Raw genomic sequence first — 17,660 nt, forward strand, 5'->3', positions numbered from 1 at the left:
GTCCCGCAGTTCGGGCCGGGTGTCCCTCGTCATGGCCGATACCTGCCTCGGCGAGCGACAATGGCGCGGTCCCACCGCCGATCCCGGGGAGTTCACCGTGTCGTTGCCCCCGCTCGTCGAACCCGCCGCCGAGCTGACCGTAGACGAGATCCGCCGCTACTCGCGCCACCTGATCATCCCCGACGTCGGGGTGGAGGGGCAGAAGCGGCTGAAGAACGCCCGGGTGCTCTGTGTCGGCGCCGGCGGGCTCGGCTCGCCCGCCCTGATGTACCTCGCCGCCGCAGGTGTCGGCACGCTCGGCATCATCGACTTCGACACCGTCGACGAGTCCAACCTCCAGCGCCAGATCATCCACGGCGTCTCCGACATCGGCCGGTCCAAGGCCGAGTCCGCCGCCGCCTCGATCCGCGAGATCAACCCGCTGGTTCAGGTGGAGATCCACAACACGGCGCTGGACCGGGAGAACGTCAAGGACATCTTCTCCGGGTACGACCTGATCGTCGACGGCACCGACAACTTCGCCACCCGCTACATGGTCAACGACGCGGCCGTGCTGCTCGGCAAGCCGTACGTCTGGGGTTCGATCTACCGCTTCGACGGCCAGGCCTCGGTCTTCTGGGCCGAGCACGGCCCCTGCTACCGCTGCCTCTACCCGGAGCCGCCGCCGCCCGGCATGGTCCCCTCCTGCGCCGAGGGCGGCGTGCTCGGCGTGCTCTGCGCGTCCATCGGGTCGATCCAGGTCAACGAGGCGATCAAGCTGCTCGCCGGCATCGGCGAGCCGCTCGTCGGCCGGCTGATGGTTTACGACGCCCTGGAGATGAGCTACCGCAAGATCAAGGTGCGGAAGGACCCGAACTGCGCGCTCTGCGGCGAGAACCCCACGGTCACCGACCTGCTTGAGGACTACGAGGACTTCTGCGGCGCGGTCTCCGAGGAGGCGCAGGAGGCGGTGGTCGACTCCACCATCACCGCGCTTGAGCTCAAGGAGTGGCAGGACGCCGGCAAGGACATCTTCCTGGTCGACGTGCGCGAGCCGGCCGAGTACGAGATCGTCCGGATCCCCGGCTCGACGCTGATCCCCAAGGGCGAGATCATCTCGGGCGAGGCGCTGGCGAAGCTCCCGCAGGACCGGCAGATCGTGCTGCACTGCAAGTCCGGCGTCCGGTCGGCCGAGGCGCTCGCCGCGCTGAAGGCGGCCGGGTTCAAGGACTCCGTGCACGTGCAGGGCGGCGTGCTCTCCTGGATCAAGCAGATCGACCCGTCGCTGCCCGCGTACTGACGTCGATGTGACCGAAGGCCCTCCCGGCACGCCGGGAGGGCCTTCGGCGTCCGCCGGTTTCTGGCCGAGCAACCGAGGCGAAACCGCGTCCGCGCAGGTAGCGTCACCGCCGTGGTGGATCTGGAGGCGGCGATCGGCTTCGTCGTGGCACACGGGGACGCGGTGGACCGCGCCCGCCTGTCCCGGTTGCGCTCGGGCACGCCGGTGTCGCCGGACCTGCTCGACGCGGCGGAGTCCGGCCAACTCCCCGGCGGCGGCTGGCCGGCCGTGCTCGACGGCGGGGTCGCCTCGGTCGACGCGACCTGCTTCCGCCTGTCCGAGCTGGACGACCTCGGCGCGCTCGGCCGCCCCGCCGCCCGGCACGCGCTCGACTGGCTGGCCAGCGGCCAGCTCGCCGACGGCGGCTGGGACGAGCACCTGTCACTTGCCGGGTTCGCGCCGGAGTGGGCCACCCCCGGCGATCCCGAGGCCCGGTTCTACCTGACCGCCGACGCCGGGTTCTGGCTCAGCGTGGCCGGGCTGGACGCCCGCGCCGCCGGCCCGCTCGACCACCGGGTCGGCGGGGCGTACGCCGGTGTGGTGCAGGCGGCGGCGCACACGCTCGCCGCGCAGCTCGCGCCGGACGGCACCTGGCCGTCGTTCCTGCCGGCCGGGTGGCTGGCGGCGGCCGTGCTGCACCGGCAGCAGATGTTCTACGAGTCGGCGCGGATCCAGGCGGTGCTCGCCGACCGGATCCCGGAGATGTCCCCGGCCGACGTGGCCTGGCTCGCCGCCACGCTGCGGCGGGTGGAGGTGGGCGAGGAGCAGTGGCTGCTGGTCTCGGCGCGACGGCGGCTCGCCGAGACGCAGCGCAGCGACGGCGGCTGGGACAGCGACGACGGCCACCAGTTCGACGTGCACACCACGCTGCGCGCGATCCGGGCCTGCCGCCCGCACACGTTCGAGGCCCCGGTCTCCGGCGCGCCGTTCGTGCTGCCGAGCACCATCGCGCTGCCCACCCCGCCGGCCCCGCGCTCCGCCCTCGACAAGCCGACGCCTCGTCCCCCGAGCCCCGCTCCCGCCCCCGCTCCCGCCCCCGCTCCCGCCCCCGCTCCCGCCCCCGCTCCCGCTCCCGCCCCCGGCCCCGCTCCCGCCCCCGGCCCCGACCGGCCCTCGGGTTCCGGCCCCGAGCCGTTCTCCGGTCACGTTTCCGACCTGTTCTCGGGTTCCGTCCCTGACCTGTTCTCGGATTCCGTTTCCGGCCCGGCCTCGCCTCCGGTCCCGCGGGCGACAGGCGCCGGCTGGACCGACCCACCCTCGATCGACCCGCCCGCGGCATCCCCCGGAGGCCCCCTCCAAGTGGCGTAGCGAGCGATCCCGGAGTTCTCGATGCCGCAAGCCGAAGAGATCTTGAAGGCAAAGTGCCCCTCCAAGATCTCCGCTGGTCGCATCGATCTAGGAGTTGTGGCAGCTCCGATATCCGACAACTCCGGCATTCAATGGCACCACAAGTCCAAGATCGACCGAACGGTCGAGCCTGAGCCTCTCTTTACCCGACGCAAGGCGGTGATCATGAAGTTGGCGGCGAAGTTGATCTCCTGGAGGGCTGCCAACTTCATGATCGGCGTAGGGCAGGGCGGCGTAGGGCAGGGTGGGGTGGCGACCAGCTTGGTGAGGTGGTGGCATCCCGCCGGCCGGGGACCGTCACTTCGCCGAGCCGGCGTCAGGCGCCCGGCCACCGGGCCGTCTCAGGACAACCCGGGGGCGTGCGGGACGGTTCAGCGCAGGTGGCCGTCGCCGGTGACGACGTACTTCGTGCTCGTCAGCTCCGGCAGGCCCATGGGGCCGCGGGCGTGCAGCTTCTGGGTGGAGATGCCGATCTCCGCGCCGAATCCGAACTCGCCGCCGTCGGTGAACCGGGTCGACGCGTTGACCATCACGGCGGCGGCGTCCACCCGGGCCACGAACTCCCGCGCCGCCCGTTGCGAGTCGGTGACGATGGCCTCGGTGTGGCCGGTGCCGTACCGCCGGATGTGCGCGACCGCCGCGTCGAGCGAGTCGACCACGGCGACCGAGATGTCGGCGCTCAGGTATTCGGTGCCGAAGTCATCCTCGGTCGCCGGGACCACCGCGGCGGAGTGGGCGGCCACCTCACCGGTGCCGTGCACGGTCACCCCGGCCTCGGCGAACGCGGCCAGCACCGGGGGCAGGAAGGCGTCCGCGACGGCCCGGTGGACGAGCAGCGACTCGGCGGTGTTGCACGTGGACAGGCGCTGGGTCTTGGCGTTCAGCGCGATCGCCAGGGCCTTGTCGAGGTCGGCGACGGCGTCGACGTACACGTGGCAGTTGCCCACCCCGGTCTCGATCACCGGCACGGTCGACTCCTCGACCACGGCGCGGATCAGCGACGCGCCACCGCGCGGGATCAGCACGTCGACCAGGCCCCGCGCCCGCATCAACTCCTTGACCGACTCGCGCGAGCCGGCGTCGACGAGCTGCACCGCGTCCGCCGGCAGGCCGGCCGTCGCGACCGCGTCGCGCAGCACCGTGACCAGGGCGGCGTTGGAGTGCGCCGCCGAGGACGAGCCGCGCAGCAGCGCCGCGTTGCCGGACTTCAGGCAGATGCCGGCCGCGTCGACTGTCACGTTCGGCCGGCCCTCGTAGACGATGCCGACCACTCCGAACGGCACCCGGATCTGGCGCAGCTCCAGCCCGTTCGGCAGGGTGGATCCGCGTACCACCTCGCCGACCGGGTCGGGCAGCGCGGCCATCTCGCGCAGCGCGTCGGCGATGGCGGCGACCCGGCCCTCGTCGAGGGCGAGCCGGTCCAGCACGGCCGCGCTCAACCCGCGGTCGCGCCCGGCCGCCAGGTCCGTCGCGTTCGCGGCCAGGATCTCCGGGGTACGCGCGACGAGCGCGTCGGCCATCGCGTGCAGCGCGGCGTCCTTGACGGTACGGGTGGCCGTCGCCAGTGCCTCCGCCGCGTCCCGGGCCCGTCGGGCCTGCTCGACGACGCTCATGATGCGCACTCCTTCGCAGAGGTGTTAGGCGGGGGCCCTTCTTATGCAGAATGCGTTAAGAAGGGCCCCCTCCTTACAACAGGACGAGGTCGTCTCGGTGGACTACCTCGCGTTCGTAGGCCGGGCCCAGGGCCGCGGCCAGCTCCGAGGTGGAACGGCCGAGCAGGCCGGGCAGCTCCACCGCGTCGTAGTTGACCAGGCCGCGGGCCACCGGCGCGCCGGCGGTGTCGACCAGGTCGACCGGGTCCCCGGCGGTGAACGCGCCGTCGACGGCGGTGATGCCGGCGGGCAGCAGCGACTTGCGCCGGCCGACCACGGCCTGCACCGCGCCCGGGTCGAGGTGCAGCCGGCCGCGTGGGGAGGTGGCGTGCGCCAACCAGAACAGCCGGGCGGCGGGGCGTCGGCTGCTGGCGTGGAAGAACGTGCCGACCGGCTCGCCGGCAAGCGCCGGGCCGGCCAGCGGCGCGGCGGTGAGCACCACCGGGATGCCGAAGCCGGTGGCGATCCGTGCCGCCTCGACCTTGGTGACCATGCCGCCGGTGCCCACCCCGGCCCGGCCGGCCCCGCCGACGTCGACGCCGGCGAGGTCGCCCTCGCCGTGCACCTCGGTGATCCGGGTGCTGCCCGGGCGGGCCGGGTCGCCGGTCCAGAGCGCGTCCACGTCGGAGAGGAGCACCAGCAGGTCGGCGTCGATGAGCGCGGCGACGAGCGCGGCGAGGCGGTCGTTGTCGCCGAACCGGATCTCCTCGGTGGCCACCGTGTCGTTCTCGTTGACGATCGGCACGGCCCGTAGGTCGAGCAGCTTGCGCAGGGTCCGGTAGGCGTTGCGGTAGTGCGCCCGCCGGGTCACGTCGTCGACGGTGAGCAGCACCTGCCCGACGGTGCGCCCGTGCCTGGCGAACGCGGTCGCGTACCGCCCGATGAGCAGGCCCTGGCCGACGCTTGCGGCGGCCTGCTGGGTGGCCAGGTCGCGCGGGCGCCGGGGCAGCCGGAGCGGGGCGAGGCCGGCGGCGATCGCGCCGGAGGAGACAAGCACCACCTCGCGCCCGTCGGCGACGAGCGTGCCGAGCGTGTTGACGAGCGCGTCGACCCGGGCGTCGTCCAGGCCGCCCGCGGTGGTGGTAAGCGAGGACGAACCGATCTTGACCACGATCCGGCGGGCCGAGGTGACTGCTTCGCGCACCCGACCATTCTGCGGGTTACGGTCTGCGCGGTCGTGGTCCGTTCCCATATCGTGGCAGCTCGTGACACCTGACGAGTACGTCGAAGCGGTGCTGGAGCTGATCGAGCGGATCCCGCCGGGGCGCGTGATGTCGTACGGGGCGGTGGCCGACGCGCTTGCCGAGCGGTCCGGGCGGGCGTCGGCGCGGCTCGTCGGGTCGATCATGGCCCGGCACGGCGGCGGGGTGCCGTGGCACCGGGTGGTCAACGCGGCCGGCCGGCTCCCGCCGGGGCACGAGCGGGAGGCCCGCGCCCGGCTACGCGCCGAGGGGTGCCCGCTGCGGGGGGAGCGGGTGGATCTGGCGGCGGCGGCCTGGTCACCAGCGGAGCCCGGCGAACCCGGGGAGCTGGAGGACGGGATGTGATCCCGGCCATAACGTGAGTAGCATTCGGCTCCATGACCGCTTCGGGCCTGCCCCGCCGGGTGCACCTCGGGTACGCGTCGGGCTCCCTTGTCACAGGCGCGTTCGGGACCGTGCCCGGCCTGCTCCTGCTGCCCTACCTGACCGACACGTTGGGCGTGGCGGCCGGCGTGGCCGCGCTGCTGGTGCTCCTGCCGAAGGCGTGGGACGTGCTTGTCAACCCGGTGGCCGGGCGGATCTCCGACCGGACCCGCTCCCGCTGGGGCGCCCGGCGGCCCTGGCTGCTCGGCGGCGGGCTGGCCCTGGCGGCGCTGTTCGCCGCGATCTTCGCCGCGCCGTTCGCGACCGGTCCGGCCGCCGCCGCGTACGTGGCGCTCGCGTTCCTGGCCACCGCCACCGCGTTCGCGTTCTTCCAGGTGCCCTACGTCGCCATGCCGGCCGAGCTGACCGCCGACCCGGCGGAGCGTACCCGGCTGATGACCTGGCGGGTCGCGGTGCTGGCGCTTGCCATCCTGGTCTCCGGCGCGGTGGCCCCGGCGGTGGTGGCCGCCGGCGGCGACGGCGTCCCCGGCCACCGGTGGATGGGCCTGTTCGTCGCGGCGCTGATCGTGGTGGGCACGGTCGGCGCGTTCCTGGGCACCCGGTCCGCGCCGGCCGGGACCGTGGGGGAGAGCGAGCCGAGCCTGCGCGCCCAGCTCACGGTCGCCGGGCGCAACCGGCCGTTCCGGGTGCTGCTTGTCTGCTTCGTGATCCAGTCCGCCGGGGTGGCCACCGTGCTGGCCGGTGTGAAGTACTTCGCCGACCAGGTGCTGCGCGCGCCGGACAGCGGCCCGACGCTGCTGTTCGCCTGCTTCGTCGCGCCGGCGCTGCTTGTCATGCCGCTCTGGAGCCGGGCCGGCGCCCGGCTGGGCAAGCGCACGTCGCTCGTCGCCGCGTCGCTGCTCTTCGCGGCCGGCGCGCTCGCCCTGGTCGCCGCGCCCGCGCTGCCGGCCGCCGCGGTGTACGCGGTGGTCGCGCTGATCGGCGTCGGGTACGCCGGCCAGCAGGTCTTCGCGCTGGCCATGCTGCCGGACTGCATCGCGTACGACACCGCGCGCACCGGTCGCCGCCAGGCCGGCGTGTTCACCGGGCTGTGGACCGCCGGGGAGACGTTCGGCCTGGCCCTGGGCCCGGGCATCTACGGCCTGGTGCTCCAGCTCTCCGGCTACGTCTCCTCGTCGACCGGGTCCGCCGCCGCCCAACCGGCCGCCGCCCGGCTCGGTGTGCTGCTCGGCTTCACCGTCCTGCCGGCCCTGCTGGTGGCCGCCCCGGTGGCGCTGCTGCGCGGCTACACCCTCACCCCGGCCCAGCTCACCGCCAGCGCCGCGCAGGCGGCGCGGGCGTGATCCGTCCCGAGAGGAACACCCGATGACCGACCCGGCAGGAACGGGCGCGCTGCCCGCCGAAGGGCTGCCCGCCGCGCGGGTGCTGGACGAGATCCGGGCCCTGCGGGCGACCGACCGCCCGACGCACGGCGGCCGGCTGTTCGCCTACGTCTACGACCCCGGCGTGGCCGGGCTGGACGAGCTGGCCCAGGCCGCCTACGCGGAGAGCGCGCACGTCAACGGCCTCGACCCGACCGCCTTCCCGTCGCTGCTGGCGATGGAGAACGCGCTCGTCGCCGCCGCCGCCCGGCTGCTCGGCGGCGGTCCCGGCACCGGCGCGCCGGACGTCGTCGGCAGCGTCACCGGCGGCGGCACCGAGTCGCTGCTGCTGGCGGTCAAGGCGGCCCGGGACGCCCGCCCGGACCTGGCCGAGCCGCGGATCGTGGTGCCGGCCAGCGCGCATGCCGCGTTCGCCAAGGCGGCCCACTACCTGCGGGTGAAGCTGGACGCGGTGCCTGTCGACCCGGTGACGCTGCGCCCGGAGGTGGCCGCGATGGCCGCCGCGATCCGCCCGGAGACGGTGCTCGTGGTCGCGTCCGCGCCGTCGTACGCGCACGGGGTGGTCGACCCGGTGGCGGAGATCGCCGAGGTGGCGGCGGCGGCCGGGGTGCGTTGTCACGTGGACGCCTGCTTCGGCGGCTGGGCGCTCCCCTGGCTGCGCCGGCTCGGCGCGCCGGTGCCGCCGTTCGACTTCGCCGTGCCCGGGGTCACCTCCATCTCGGTCGACCTGCACAAGTACGCGTACGCGCCGAAGGGCGTGTCGGTGCTGCTGCACCGGGAGCCCTCGTTGCGCGCCCCGCAGTTCTTCGCGTACGCCGACTGGCCCGGCTACACGATGGTCAACCCGGTGATCGCCTCGACCAGGTCCGGCGGCCCGATCGCCGCCGCCTACGCCACCCTGCGCCACCTCGGCGCGGACGGCTACCTGCGGTTGGCCGCGTCGACCCGGGACGCGGTCGCCGGGCTGGCCGGCGCGGTGCGGGCGACCGGGGGCCTGCGGCTGATGGCCGAGCCGGAGTCAACAGTGGTCTGCTTCACCGCCGACGACCCGAAGCTCGACCTGTTCGTGCTCGTCGACGAGTTGACCGCGCGCGGCTGGCATACCCAGCCCCAACTCCGGTACGCCGAACTGCCGGCAAGCGTGCATCTCACGGTGACCGCCGCGGTGGCGCCCCGGGTGGCCGAGTTCGCCCCGGCGCTTGCCGACGCGGTCGCCGCGGCCCGGGCCGCCGGTCCGGTGGCGCTGCCCCCGGAACTGCTGGCGCTTGCCGGCGGCCTCACCCCGGAGGCACTGACCCCGGACCTGGTGGCCGGCCTGGCCGAGGGGCTCGGCCTGGGCGACGGCACCGGTGTGCCGGAGCGGATGGCGGTGGTCAACACGCTGCTCGACGCCGCCCCGGCGGCGCTGCGGGAGCGGCTGCTGGCGGAGTTCGTCGGGCTGCTCCAGCGCCCGGCCTGGTAGGGCCTCGTTGACAAGAACTGCCCGGCCGGCGCGTGCGCGCGCCGGCCGGGCGGGGTGTGGCGTCAGGCCGCGTCGGCGACCCGCACGGTGAACGAGGTGGTGTTGTCGGCCGGGTTCACGTCGGACACCGGGGTGCCCGGGAAGTAGCGGGCGGTCATGGTGAACGAGCCGGCGCCGAGCGAGCCGGCCGGGGTGCCGGCGGGCGCCCGGAGCACCACGTCGAAGGTGCGCTCCTCACCGGGCAGGAACCGTCCGTTCGGGACGGTGAACGACTCCGGGAAGCTCGGGTCGTCAGACGGGTCGATCCGCCACACGACGACCCCCGGCGGCAGGTTCGCGGCCACCTCCAGGCCGTACGACGGGGCGTCGTTGCCGTAGCGGACGGTGACCGGCATCCGGCCCTCCAGCCGTCCGTCGGCAAGCGGGGTCAGTGTCACGTCCCCGCCGCGGATGCTCGCGTCCGGCAGGGTGGCCTGCCGGTAGTCGCGGGGGTGGCGGAGGCTGCCCGTGGTGGACCGGAACAGCGTCTCGAACGAGGCCGTGTCCGAGATCCCGGTGCTGCCCCGGGGTCCCACCGCGATCGAGCCGCCGGGGGCGGTCATCGGGTAGTCGCGTGCCGTGGTCCAGACGTGGAAGTTGAACCGGATGGTCTGGGTGCCGCCCGCCGGGATCCCGCTGACGGTGCAGGACATGGCCACCCGGTTGCGCACCAGCCGGTCCGGCAGGCAGGGGGCGTCCGGCTCGACGTTGACGAACGAGGCGCCGACGGGCTCGGTGATGAGCAGGTCCACTCCCGTGTCGGTCGGGCTCGGGTTGGTGACCGTCGCGGTCAACGTCCCGTCGTACCCCCGGTCGGTGGGCGTCAACACCAGGCGCCCGGCGCTGATGCTCGGGCCCTCGGCCGCCGCGCGGTCCGCCGCGGTGGCGGGGCCGGCCAGCGCGAGCAGGGCCGCGGGCCCGGCGAGCAGCGCGGTGGCGACCCGTGCCGTACGTGTGGTCATGAAGTTCCTCCGTGATCCCCGTGGTGGGCGGCGGTGGCTCCGGCCGCCCGACGTTGTCCACACGTGCCGCTCCGCCTGCCGGTTGCATCAGTATTTGTCAGGAATGTCACAAATGGGCCGAGTTGTCGTCCGGTTTCAGGTCGTCCCACCAGTGGTCCTGCGCGTCGTAGTGGATGACCCGCAGGGAGGCGTCGCCGTCGGGAGCCGGCGTGTAGTGGAACGAGAACGTGTAGGTCCGCCGGGCGCCGGCCGCGAGGCCGTCCAGGACGCATGCGCCCGAGCTGTCCGAGGGCACCTCGCGGCACCGTTCCAGCACGCCGCCGGCCGGCCCGCCGACGTCGTAGAGTCGGAACCCGGAGAAGCCGAGCCGGGGTACGTCCACCGGGCCCCGGTTCGTCACCGTGGCGGTCACCGTGGCGATCCGGTCCCCGCTGGCGTCCGGCGTCGTGAGGACCACCTCGCCGAGGCGCAACGTGAGGTCCGTCGACCGGGTGTCCGGGCCGAACGCCGTCGGCCCGGCCGTCTGGGTGAACTTCGCGCCGGCCCAGGTGTAAGTCCGCCACTGGTGCCGTGGCTTCCACATCGGAGTGTCGCAGCAGGGCTGGATGTCGGCCACGTACGCCCGGACCGCGCCGTCGGCCCGCACCGAGAAGTCGGTGATGTCGTCCAGGCCCTCGTCCGTGCCGACCACCCGACCCAGCGTGACCACGCGCCCGTCGGAGTCCCGGTCGAAGGCGAGCAGCTGTTTCGCCGACGCCTCCCCGTAGGCGCAGCCGACCAGGGCGACCGTCTCGGTGACGCCATCGGAGTCGACGTCGCCGTACGCCGGGTCGCCGAGCAGCACCGGCACGGACCTCGCGATGACGTTCGGGCCCGGGTCGAGACGCACGTCCCGGCTGGTGCAGGTCTTCGGCATCCACGCGCCGGACCAGGCCGCCAGATCGACGTCGGCCGCCAGCAGTTGGGCCCGGCTGATCCGGCCGTCCGGCGCGGCCGGGGTGGGGCTCGTCGCGCTCGGGCTGGCGGAGACGGCCGGCGGGGACGGCGAGGGATCACTTGCCGACGGGGTCGGCTCGGCGGTCAGCGCGGGCTCCGGCGGCGGCCCGCCGCGCCGGTGCAGGGCCCCGCTCGCGCCCACCGGGATCGCCACCGCGAGCACCACCGCCCCGGCGGTGAGCACCACGGCACGCCGGCGCCGCCGGCGGACGGTCTGCCGGACCGCCGCTGTCCCGGCCGGCTGGACCACCGGGGCGTACGCCGCACGGAAGGCGGCGAACTCGCCACCCACAAGCACCTCGTCGGGGTCAGTCATGACGGTTCACCTCGTCTGTGGGAGAGAGCTGGGCGGCCAACGCGGCCCGGCCCCGGTGCAGCCAGGACTTGACGGTGCCCTCCGGCACGCCTTCCTGCGCCGCGATCTGCGAGACGCTCAGGTCGGCCAGGTGGTGCAGCACCACGGCGCGGCGCTGGTTCGCGGGCAGCCGGCCCAGCGCGGCGGTCAACGCGACGCGGTCCGGCTCCGGCCCCGGCACGTGCTCCTCGCGCTGCCGGTGCAGCCAGGTCTGCGCCGTCCGCAACCGCCGCCAGCGGCTGGTGGCCAGATTCCAGGCCACCCGGCGTACCCAGGCCACCGGGTCGTCGTAGCGCGACACCCGGGACCACCGGGCGAACGCCCGGCAGAACGCCTCCTGCACCAGGTCCTGCGCCTGCGACAGGTCGCCGCAGTAGGCGGTGAGCTGGATGGTCAGGGACCGGAAGTGGGCGTGGTAGAGGCCGTCGAAGTCGACCGTCTGCTGGCCGTCCGGTGCGCCTGTCGTTCCCTCCGGTGGCGGATCGTCGAGCCGTGGCTCCCTCGTCACCGTCATCTGGTCCTCCCCGTGAACGTGCCGCCGGCGCGGTCACACCTGTCACACGTACGGACGCCCACGTCGGTTGCGCGGGTTGACGCAGGGGCGCTGTGGTTGACTGTCGGCTCGGGGACAACAGCAGGGGGAGGCCCGAGGTGCAGTTGCCGGCCGTGCTCGGCGAGCCGATCCGGTTCGTGCTCAACTGGGGCCGCCGCTACTCGCTCTGGGTATTCAACTTCGGCCTGGCCTGCTGCGCCATCGAGTTCATCGCGACGAGCATGGGCCGGCACGACTTCATGCGGCTCGGCGTGATCCCGTTCGCCCACGGCCCCCGGCAGGCCGACCTCATGGTGGTCAGCGGCACGGTCACCGACAAGATGGCCCCGGCGATCAAGCGGCTCTACGACCAGATGCCCGAACCGAAATACGTGATCTCGTTCGGCGCCTGCTCCAACTGCGGCGGTCCCTACTGGGACTCCTACTCGGTGACCAAGGGCGTCGACCAGCTCATCCCGGTCGACGTCTACGTGCCCGGCTGCCCGCCGCGCCCGGAGGCGCTGCTGCACGGCATCCTCCGCCTTCAGGAGAAGATCGCCGCCGAGCAGTCAGGCGTCGGTGGCGTGCCCCGCCCGGACCGGCTCGCCTCCCCGGCGGACGTGGTTCCCCGGCCGGTCGAGGCGCTCACCGCGCCCCCGGTACGCCCGCCGGTCGACTGAGCCCTCCGGGTGGCATCGCGGCGCTAGCCTGCGGACCATGACCGACTCTCCGGAGAAGCGTTCCGCCTTCATCGTCGACGTGCTGACCGAGGAGTTCGGCGCCTCGATGGCGATCGACCCGGCGGCGTTCCGCCGGAAGTTCCGCAAGATGGCTGCCTCGCCGTTCGCGTTCTACCGGGGCAGCGCCTCGCTCTTCTACGCCGACCAGCGCGGCGACTTCGCAAGCGACCGGTTCCTCGACGGCCGGACCAGCCGGGTGTGGATCCACGGCGACCTGCACGCGGAGAACTTCGGCACCTACATGAACGCCTCCGGCCGGCTCGTGTTCAACGTCAACGACTTCGACGAGGCGTACGTCGGGCCGTTCTCCTGGGACCTGAAGCGTTTCGCCGCAAGCGTCGCCCTGCTCGGCTACGCCAAGGCGCTCTCCGACCGGGTGATCGGCGAGCTGGTGACCGGCTTCGCCCGATCGTACCTGGCCGAGTTGCGGGCCATCGCGGCCGGCGGGGACGACGCGATCGGCTCGATCACGCTTGAGAACGCCGACGGGGTGCTGCGCCGGGTGCTCCAGCAGGCGCGGCTGAGCACCCGGGTGGACCTCCTCGCCGCCCAGACCACTGTCGACAACTACGAGCGCCGGTTCTCCCTCGGCGACGGCGTGCACGAGATCGACCCGGTGACCCGGGAGCTGGTCTGCGCCGCGTTCGGCGACTACCTCGACACCCTGCCCGAGTCGACCACCCGGCACCGCCCGGTGGCCGCCGGCATCAAGGACGTGGTGCTGCGCAAGGGCGTCGGCATCGGCTCGGCCGGGCTGCCGTCGTACAACCTCCTGCTGGAGGGGCACACCGAGGCGCTTGAGAACGACGTCGTCATCTACATGAAGCAGGCCCAGGTGCCGGCGGTGGCGCGGCACGTCGACGACGAGCGGGTCCGGTCGTACTTCCGGCACCAGGGGCACCGCACCGCCGAGTCGCAGCGGGCGTTGCAGGCGCACGCCGACCCGTGGCTGGGCTTCACCGAGCTGGACGGCGTCGGCCAGCTCGTCGCGGAGGTCTCCCCGTACGCGGCGGACCTCGACTGGGCCGACGTCAACGAGCCCGAGGACCTGGCCGGGGTGCTCACCGACCTGGGCCGGGCGGTGGCCCGGATGCACTCGGTGGCCGACGACGAGTCCAGCCACGACCTGGTCGACTACTCCACCGAGGAGTCGATCGTCGCGGCGGTGGACGCCGACGCCGACGGTTTCGTCGACTACCTGGTCGACTTCGCGCACCGCTACGGCGTCCGGGCCCGCGAGGACCACCAGCTCTTCGTGGACCTGTTCCGCAACGGCCGGCTACCAGGCATCTGAGCGCCCGGCTCAGTGCGTGAAGTCCAGCACCACCTTGATGTCGTCGCCGGTCGAGGCGTACGCCTCGCGGTACGCCGAGACCGGCACCCGGCGGGTGACGAGCGACCTCAGCCACGACTGGTCGGCCTTGGCGAGCGCCTCGGCGGCCAGCTCCCAGTGCCGGCGGCCGGCGTTGACCGAACCGAACACCACGTTGTTCTCCAGCACCAGCTCCCGGTTGAGCGCGCCCGCGTCGAAGTTGATCGACCGGCCGCCGCTCGACACGCCGGTCAGGCAGACGATGCCGTTCGGGGCGGCCTTGCACATCGCGTCCAGCACCACAGGTGGCGCGCCGGTGCACTCGACCACCACGTCCGGTTGCAGGTCCAGCTCGGCCACCGTCGAGGTGTGGTAGGTCGCGCCGAGCGCGCGGACCAGGTCCGGCTTCGGGCCGGTCGTGTTGCGGTCAAGCACGTGCACGGACAGCTCACGCTGGCTGGCCAGCAGCGCGGCCAGCAGCCCGATCGGCCCGGCGCCGGTGATCAGCGCGGTCTTCGGCATCCACTCGGCCCGGTGGCCGATCCGCTCGATGTGGTCCCACGCCTTCGCCACCACGCTCGTCGGCTCCAACAGCATGCCCACCGACTCCAGCGCCGGGTTCAGCCCGACGGCGAACTTGGGTTGCAGCCGCCAGCGGTCCCGGGCGAAGCCGGGCAACCCCTTGATGCCGTGCTCGGTGTACTGCCCGTTGCGGCACATGTCCCACTCGTCCACCGCGCAGTTGGCGCAGGGGACCGGATCGGGGCGACGGACCACGCCGGCCACCAGGTCGCCGGGGTGCAACGTGCCGGTCGGGTCCTCCAGCACCCGGCCCAGCGACTCGTGCCCGAGCACCAGCCGCTCCTGGCCCGGCGGCGCCTCCCCGTACTCCCCGGAGATGATCTCCTGGTCGGTGCCGCAGACGCCCACCGCCAGCGCCTCGACCAGGATCGCGCCCTCCTCGGGCAGCGGTTCGGGCCAGTCGTCGGTGAGTCGTAGCGAGTCCGGGACACCAGGGGTCACAGTCACAGCGCGCACGTCGCTCATCTTTCCCCGCCGTCCGGCCGGCCGCTCGGCAACGCGGGGATCCGGCCCTGGCGGCCCGACCCGGCCCGCGGCCGTCGGCCATAGGATCAGCGCATGACTCCGGAAGAGGTAGGCCGTCGGGTGGTCGCGCTGCTCGCGCCCGTCGAGGCCACCGCGTCTGTCTCCGGCGGTCAGGGGTACGCCCGAGCCACCGTCGACGTACCCCCGGCGAGCTGGGCGGACGCGGTGCGCGCGGCGCGCGACGACGCCGAGCTGGGATGTGACTTCCTGGACTGGCTGTCGGCGGTGGACGAGCTGGCCGACGGCTTCGACGTGGTCGCGCACCTCTGGTCGGTCCGGCACCGGCACGGGCTGCTGCTGCGGACCCGGGTGCCCCGCGACACACCGGTCGTCGTGTCAGTGGTCGACATCTTCCCGGGCGCCGCCTGGCACGAGCGGGAGACCCACGAGATGTTCGGGATCGACTTCGCCGGTCACGGCGAGCTGCGACCGCTGCTGCTGCCGCCGGAGTTCGAGGGGCACCCGCTGCGCAAGGAGTTCGTCCTCGCCTCGCGGGTGGCCAAGCCGTGGCCCGGCGCGAAGGAGCCGGGCGAATCCGAGGCGGGCGGCGGGCGGCGGCCGATCCGGCCGCCGGGCGTACCCGCGCCGGGGGAGTGGGGGACGACGCCCACGCCGGCCGGCGCGGCCGGGGCGGGCGAGGGCCCACGCGGCGGTACGCCGGCCCGCCCGGCCCGCGAGCGCCCGGCCCGCCCGGCCCCGTCCGGGCGTCCGGCGCGCCCGGCGCCGGAGCCGGAGGCGGGCTCGCGTCCGGAGCCCGAGGCGGGGGAGAGCTGATGCCGGACTGGTTGGAGCTGGTCCTGCGCGTCGTCGGCGTGCTCGTCGCGTTCCTCACCCTGCCGCTTGTCGTCGGGCAGGCCGAACACAAGGTGATGGCCCACATGCAGGGCCGGCTCGGGCCGATGTACGCGGGCGGCTTCCACGGCTGGGCGCAGCTCGTCGCCGACGGGATCAAGTTCGTGCAGAAGGAGGACGTCACCCCGCGCGAGGCGGACCGGCAGGTGTTCCGGCTGGCGCCGGCCGTGGCGCTGGTGCCCTACCTGCTCGTCCTGCTGGTCATCCCGCTCGGGCCGGGTGACCTGGTGGCCCAGCCGTTGGACATCGGCCTGTTCTTCGTGCTGGCGGTGGTGGGCATCGGGGTGCTGGCCGTGCTCATGTCGGCCTGGGCGTCGGCGAACAAGTACAGCCTGCTCGGCGGGCTGCGCGGCGCGGCCCAACTGCTCGGGTACGAGCTGCCGCTGGTGCTGGCCGCCGCCTCGGTGGCGATGGCGGCGGGCACGCTCAGCCTGCCCGGCATCGTCGAGGCGTGGCGTCCGTGGTGGCTGCTCTGGCAGGCGCCCGCCATGGTGATCTTCTTCGTCGCCGGGCTGGCCGAGATCCGCCGCCCGCCGTTCGACATGCCGGTGGCCGACTCCGAGCTGGTCTTCGGCTACATGACCGAATACACCGGCCTGCGCTTCGCGTTCTTCCTGCTCGCCGAGTACGTCGGAATCGTGGTGATCGCGGCGCTGACCACTGTGCTCTTCCTCGGCGGCTGGCAGGGCCCGTTCGCCGACGCGCAGCTCGGCTGGCTGTGGACGCTACTCAAGGTGTTCGCCGTGGCGTTCGTGATCATCTGGCTCCGGGTGAGCTATCCCAGGCTGCGTGAGGACCAGCTCCAGCGCCTCTGCTGGCTGGTCCTGGTGCCGCTCGCCCTGGCCCAGTTGGTGCTCACCGTCGCCATCCGCCTGGCGATGTAAGGCGGGGCCCCCTTTTAACGTTTCCGGTAGAGGAGGGGGCCCCGCTTAACACGTCAGCGCAGGGGGGTGTGGGCAGGATCGACGCGCTCCTCGGCGGAGGGCGGCGGGGGCGGGGTGCCGTTGCCGAAGGGGTGGCCGCCCAACTCCTCCCGGTGGTGGGGGGTGAGCCAGTTCGCCAGGTCGGGGCCGAGCGGCACGATGCCTGTCGGGTTGATGTCCCGGTGGACCTCGTAGTAGTGCCGCTTGATGTGGTCGAAGTCGATCGTGTCGCCGAAGCCGGGGGTCTGGAACAGGTCCCGGGCGTACGCCCACAGCACCGGCATCTCGCTCAGCTTCTGCCTGTTGCACTTGAAGTGCCCGTGATAGACCGGGTCGAAGCGCACGAGCGTGGTGAACAGCCGCACGTCCGCCTCGGTGATCGTGTCGCCGACCAGGTAGCGCTGCCCGGCCAACCGCTCGCCCAACCAGTCCAGCCGGTCGAAGAGCCGGTGGTACGCCTTGTCGTACGCCTCCTGGCTGCCGGCGAAGCCACACCTGTAGACGCCGTTGTTGACGTCGGCGAAGACTGCCGCGTTCACCTCGTCGATCTCGGCGCGCAGCCGCTCCGGGTACAGCTCCGGCGCGCCCGGCCGGTGGTACGCGGTCCACTCGGTGGACAGGTCCAGACTCATCTGCGCGTAGTCGTTCGTCACCACCTGCCCGGTGGGCACGTCCACAAGCGCCGGCACCGTGATGCCCCGCTCGTAGCCGGGGAACCGGGCGAAGTAGGCGTCGGCGAGCCGCTCGATGCCGAGCACCGGGTCCTTGCGGCCCGGGTCCAGGTCGAACGTCCAGCTCCGCTTGTCGTGGGTGGGGCCGGCTACGGCCTGCGAGATGGCGTCCTCAAGCCCGAGCAGCCGGCGTACGATGATCAGCCGGTTCGCCCACGGGCAGGCGCGGCTGACCGCCAGCCGGTAGCGGCCCGGCTCCACCGGCCAGCCGTCCCGCCCGTCCGCGGTGATCCGGGTCGCGATGTATCGCTGGTCCCGGGTGAACTCGCCGCCCGGTTCCACGTACTTGCCGCCGGTCCGGTCGAGGACCTCGTCGTCGCTGCCGCCCACGCCCACCTCCGTGTTTGAGTTCCGCTCCCATCAT

15 protein-coding genes and 1 pseudogene are annotated in these 17,660 nt (G+C 73.3%); 9 read left to right on the plus strand and 7 right to left on the minus strand.

Annotated elements, in window-relative coordinates; translation table 11 throughout:
* Window positions 1-31: 31 nt before the first annotated feature.
* Both moeZ and SM450_RS15265 read left to right on the plus strand, forming a co-directional pair.
* The gene (gene moeZ / locus SM450_RS15260; protein ID WP_474620389.1) at window positions 32-1,279 is read left to right on the plus strand and encodes an adenylyltransferase/sulfurtransferase MoeZ; all 1,248 of its coding nucleotides are present in this window, start codon (window positions 32-34) and stop codon (window positions 1,277-1,279) included.
* A gap of 60 nt (window positions 1,280-1,339) precedes the next feature.
* Window positions 1,340-2,209: pseudogene (locus SM450_RS15265) on the plus strand (prenyltransferase/squalene oxidase repeat-containing protein); the annotation flags it as partial.
* An 827-nt stretch (window positions 2,210-3,036) separates the two neighbouring features.
* Here the strand turns inward: SM450_RS15265 and SM450_RS15270 are convergent.
* Window positions 3,037-4,278 (minus strand): glutamate-5-semialdehyde dehydrogenase, encoded by a 1,242-nt coding sequence (locus tag SM450_RS15270; protein ID WP_474620390.1) that lies wholly within the window; start codon window positions 4,276-4,278, stop codon window positions 3,037-3,039.
* Between the two features lie 73 nt (window positions 4,279-4,351).
* Window positions 4,352-5,461 carry a glutamate 5-kinase gene (proB, locus tag SM450_RS15275; RefSeq protein WP_474620391.1) on the minus strand — a complete coding sequence of 370 codons (1,110 nt, stop codon included), beginning with the start codon at window positions 5,459-5,461 and terminating at the stop codon, window positions 4,352-4,354.
* Window positions 5,462-5,522: 61 nt separating this feature from the next.
* On the opposite strand from proB, the gene SM450_RS15280 reads away from it, so the two are divergent.
* From SM450_RS15280 to SM450_RS15290, 3 genes are read left to right on the plus strand one after another with little or no spacing between them, the layout of a single operon-like run.
* Entirely contained in the window at window positions 5,523-5,864 is a 342-nt protein-coding gene (locus SM450_RS15280) for an MGMT family protein (protein ID WP_474620392.1), read from the plus strand.
* A 32-nt stretch (window positions 5,865-5,896) separates the two neighbouring features.
* Entirely contained in the window at window positions 5,897-7,246 is a 1,350-nt protein-coding gene (locus SM450_RS15285; RefSeq protein ID WP_474620393.1) for an MFS transporter, read from the plus strand.
* A 22-nt stretch (window positions 7,247-7,268) separates the two neighbouring features.
* Window positions 7,269-8,747, plus strand: coding sequence for a pyridoxal phosphate-dependent decarboxylase family protein (locus SM450_RS15290; RefSeq protein WP_474620394.1), 1,479 nt, complete (start codon window positions 7,269-7,271; stop codon window positions 8,745-8,747).
* Between the two features lie 62 nt (window positions 8,748-8,809).
* On the opposite strand, the gene SM450_RS15295 is transcribed toward SM450_RS15290, so the two are convergent.
* From SM450_RS15295 to SM450_RS15305, 3 genes are all read right to left on the minus strand, one after another.
* Window positions 8,810-9,748, minus strand: coding sequence for a hypothetical protein (locus SM450_RS15295; protein WP_474620395.1), 939 nt, complete (start codon window positions 9,746-9,748; stop codon window positions 8,810-8,812).
* A gap of 106 nt (window positions 9,749-9,854) precedes the next feature.
* Window positions 9,855-11,060: a hypothetical protein gene (locus SM450_RS15300; RefSeq protein ID WP_474620396.1), complete on the minus strand. Its 1,206-nt coding sequence runs from the start codon at window positions 11,058-11,060 to the stop codon at window positions 9,855-9,857.
* A complete protein-coding gene (locus tag SM450_RS15305; RefSeq protein WP_474620397.1) occupies window positions 11,053-11,613 on the minus strand; it encodes a SigE family RNA polymerase sigma factor in 561 nt (186 codons plus the stop codon). Before SM450_RS15305 ends, SM450_RS15300 begins: the two co-directional genes overlap by 8 nt.
* Window positions 11,614-11,750: 137 nt before the next feature.
* Between SM450_RS15305 and SM450_RS15310 the strand changes: the two genes are divergently transcribed.
* Entirely contained in the window at window positions 11,751-12,311 is a 561-nt protein-coding gene (locus tag SM450_RS15310) for an NADH-quinone oxidoreductase subunit B (RefSeq protein ID WP_474620398.1), read from the plus strand.
* 37 nt (window positions 12,312-12,348) lie between these two features.
* The gene (locus SM450_RS15315) at window positions 12,349-13,665 is read left to right on the plus strand and encodes a DUF2252 domain-containing protein (protein ID WP_474620399.1); all 1,317 of its coding nucleotides are present in this window, start codon (window positions 12,349-12,351) and stop codon (window positions 13,663-13,665) included.
* A gap of 9 nt (window positions 13,666-13,674) precedes the next feature.
* Here SM450_RS15315 and SM450_RS15320 read toward each other — a convergent pair whose 3' ends face one another.
* Complete coding sequence (locus SM450_RS15320; RefSeq protein ID WP_474620400.1) at window positions 13,675-14,721, minus strand: glucose 1-dehydrogenase; 1,047 nt, start codon at window positions 14,719-14,721, stop codon at window positions 13,675-13,677.
* Between the two features lie 102 nt (window positions 14,722-14,823).
* On the opposite strand from SM450_RS15320, the gene SM450_RS15325 reads away from it, so the two are divergent.
* Window positions 14,824-15,564: an NADH-quinone oxidoreductase subunit C gene (locus SM450_RS15325; RefSeq protein ID WP_474620401.1), complete on the plus strand. Its 741-nt coding sequence runs from the start codon at window positions 14,824-14,826 to the stop codon at window positions 15,562-15,564.
* Window positions 15,564-16,526 carry an NADH-quinone oxidoreductase subunit NuoH gene (gene nuoH, locus SM450_RS15330; protein WP_474620402.1) on the plus strand — a complete coding sequence of 321 codons (963 nt, stop codon included), beginning with the start codon at window positions 15,564-15,566 and terminating at the stop codon, window positions 16,524-16,526. Before SM450_RS15325 ends, nuoH begins: the two co-directional genes overlap by 1 nt.
* Before the next feature lie 53 nt (window positions 16,527-16,579).
* Here the strand turns inward: nuoH and SM450_RS15335 are convergent, their stop codons facing one another.
* Window positions 16,580-17,626 carry a glutathione S-transferase family protein gene (locus tag SM450_RS15335; RefSeq protein ID WP_474620403.1) on the minus strand — a complete coding sequence of 349 codons (1,047 nt, stop codon included), beginning with the start codon at window positions 17,624-17,626 and terminating at the stop codon, window positions 16,580-16,582.
* Window positions 17,627-17,660 lie beyond the last annotated feature (34 nt).

The organism is Micromonospora marincola, assembly GCF_056150385.1.

What these genes read in the sequence shown, in the direction of transcription:
- moeZ (WP_474620389.1), top strand. Translation starts at nt 32, where the DNA reads ATGGCCGATACCTGCCTCGGCGAGCGACAATGGCGCGGTCCCACCGCC.
- SM450_RS15270 (WP_474620390.1), bottom strand. Translation starts at nt 4,278, where the DNA reads ATGAGCGTCGTCGAGCAGGCCCGACGGGCCCGGGACGCGGCGGAGGCA.
- SM450_RS15285 (WP_474620393.1), top strand. Translation starts at nt 5,897, where the DNA reads ATGACCGCTTCGGGCCTGCCCCGCCGGGTGCACCTCGGGTACGCGTCG.
- SM450_RS15290 (WP_474620394.1), top strand. Translation starts at nt 7,269, where the DNA reads ATGACCGACCCGGCAGGAACGGGCGCGCTGCCCGCCGAAGGGCTGCCC.
- SM450_RS15295 (WP_474620395.1), bottom strand. Translation starts at nt 9,748, where the DNA reads ATGACCACACGTACGGCACGGGTCGCCACCGCGCTGCTCGCCGGGCCC.
- SM450_RS15300 (WP_474620396.1), bottom strand. Translation starts at nt 11,060, where the DNA reads ATGACTGACCCCGACGAGGTGCTTGTGGGTGGCGAGTTCGCCGCCTTC.
- SM450_RS15305 (WP_474620397.1), bottom strand. Translation starts at nt 11,613, where the DNA reads ATGACGGTGACGAGGGAGCCACGGCTCGACGATCCGCCACCGGAGGGA.
- SM450_RS15315 (WP_474620399.1), top strand. Translation starts at nt 12,349, where the DNA reads ATGACCGACTCTCCGGAGAAGCGTTCCGCCTTCATCGTCGACGTGCTG.
- SM450_RS15325 (WP_474620401.1), top strand. Translation starts at nt 14,824, where the DNA reads ATGACTCCGGAAGAGGTAGGCCGTCGGGTGGTCGCGCTGCTCGCGCCC.
- nuoH (WP_474620402.1), top strand. Translation starts at nt 15,564, where the DNA reads ATGCCGGACTGGTTGGAGCTGGTCCTGCGCGTCGTCGGCGTGCTCGTC.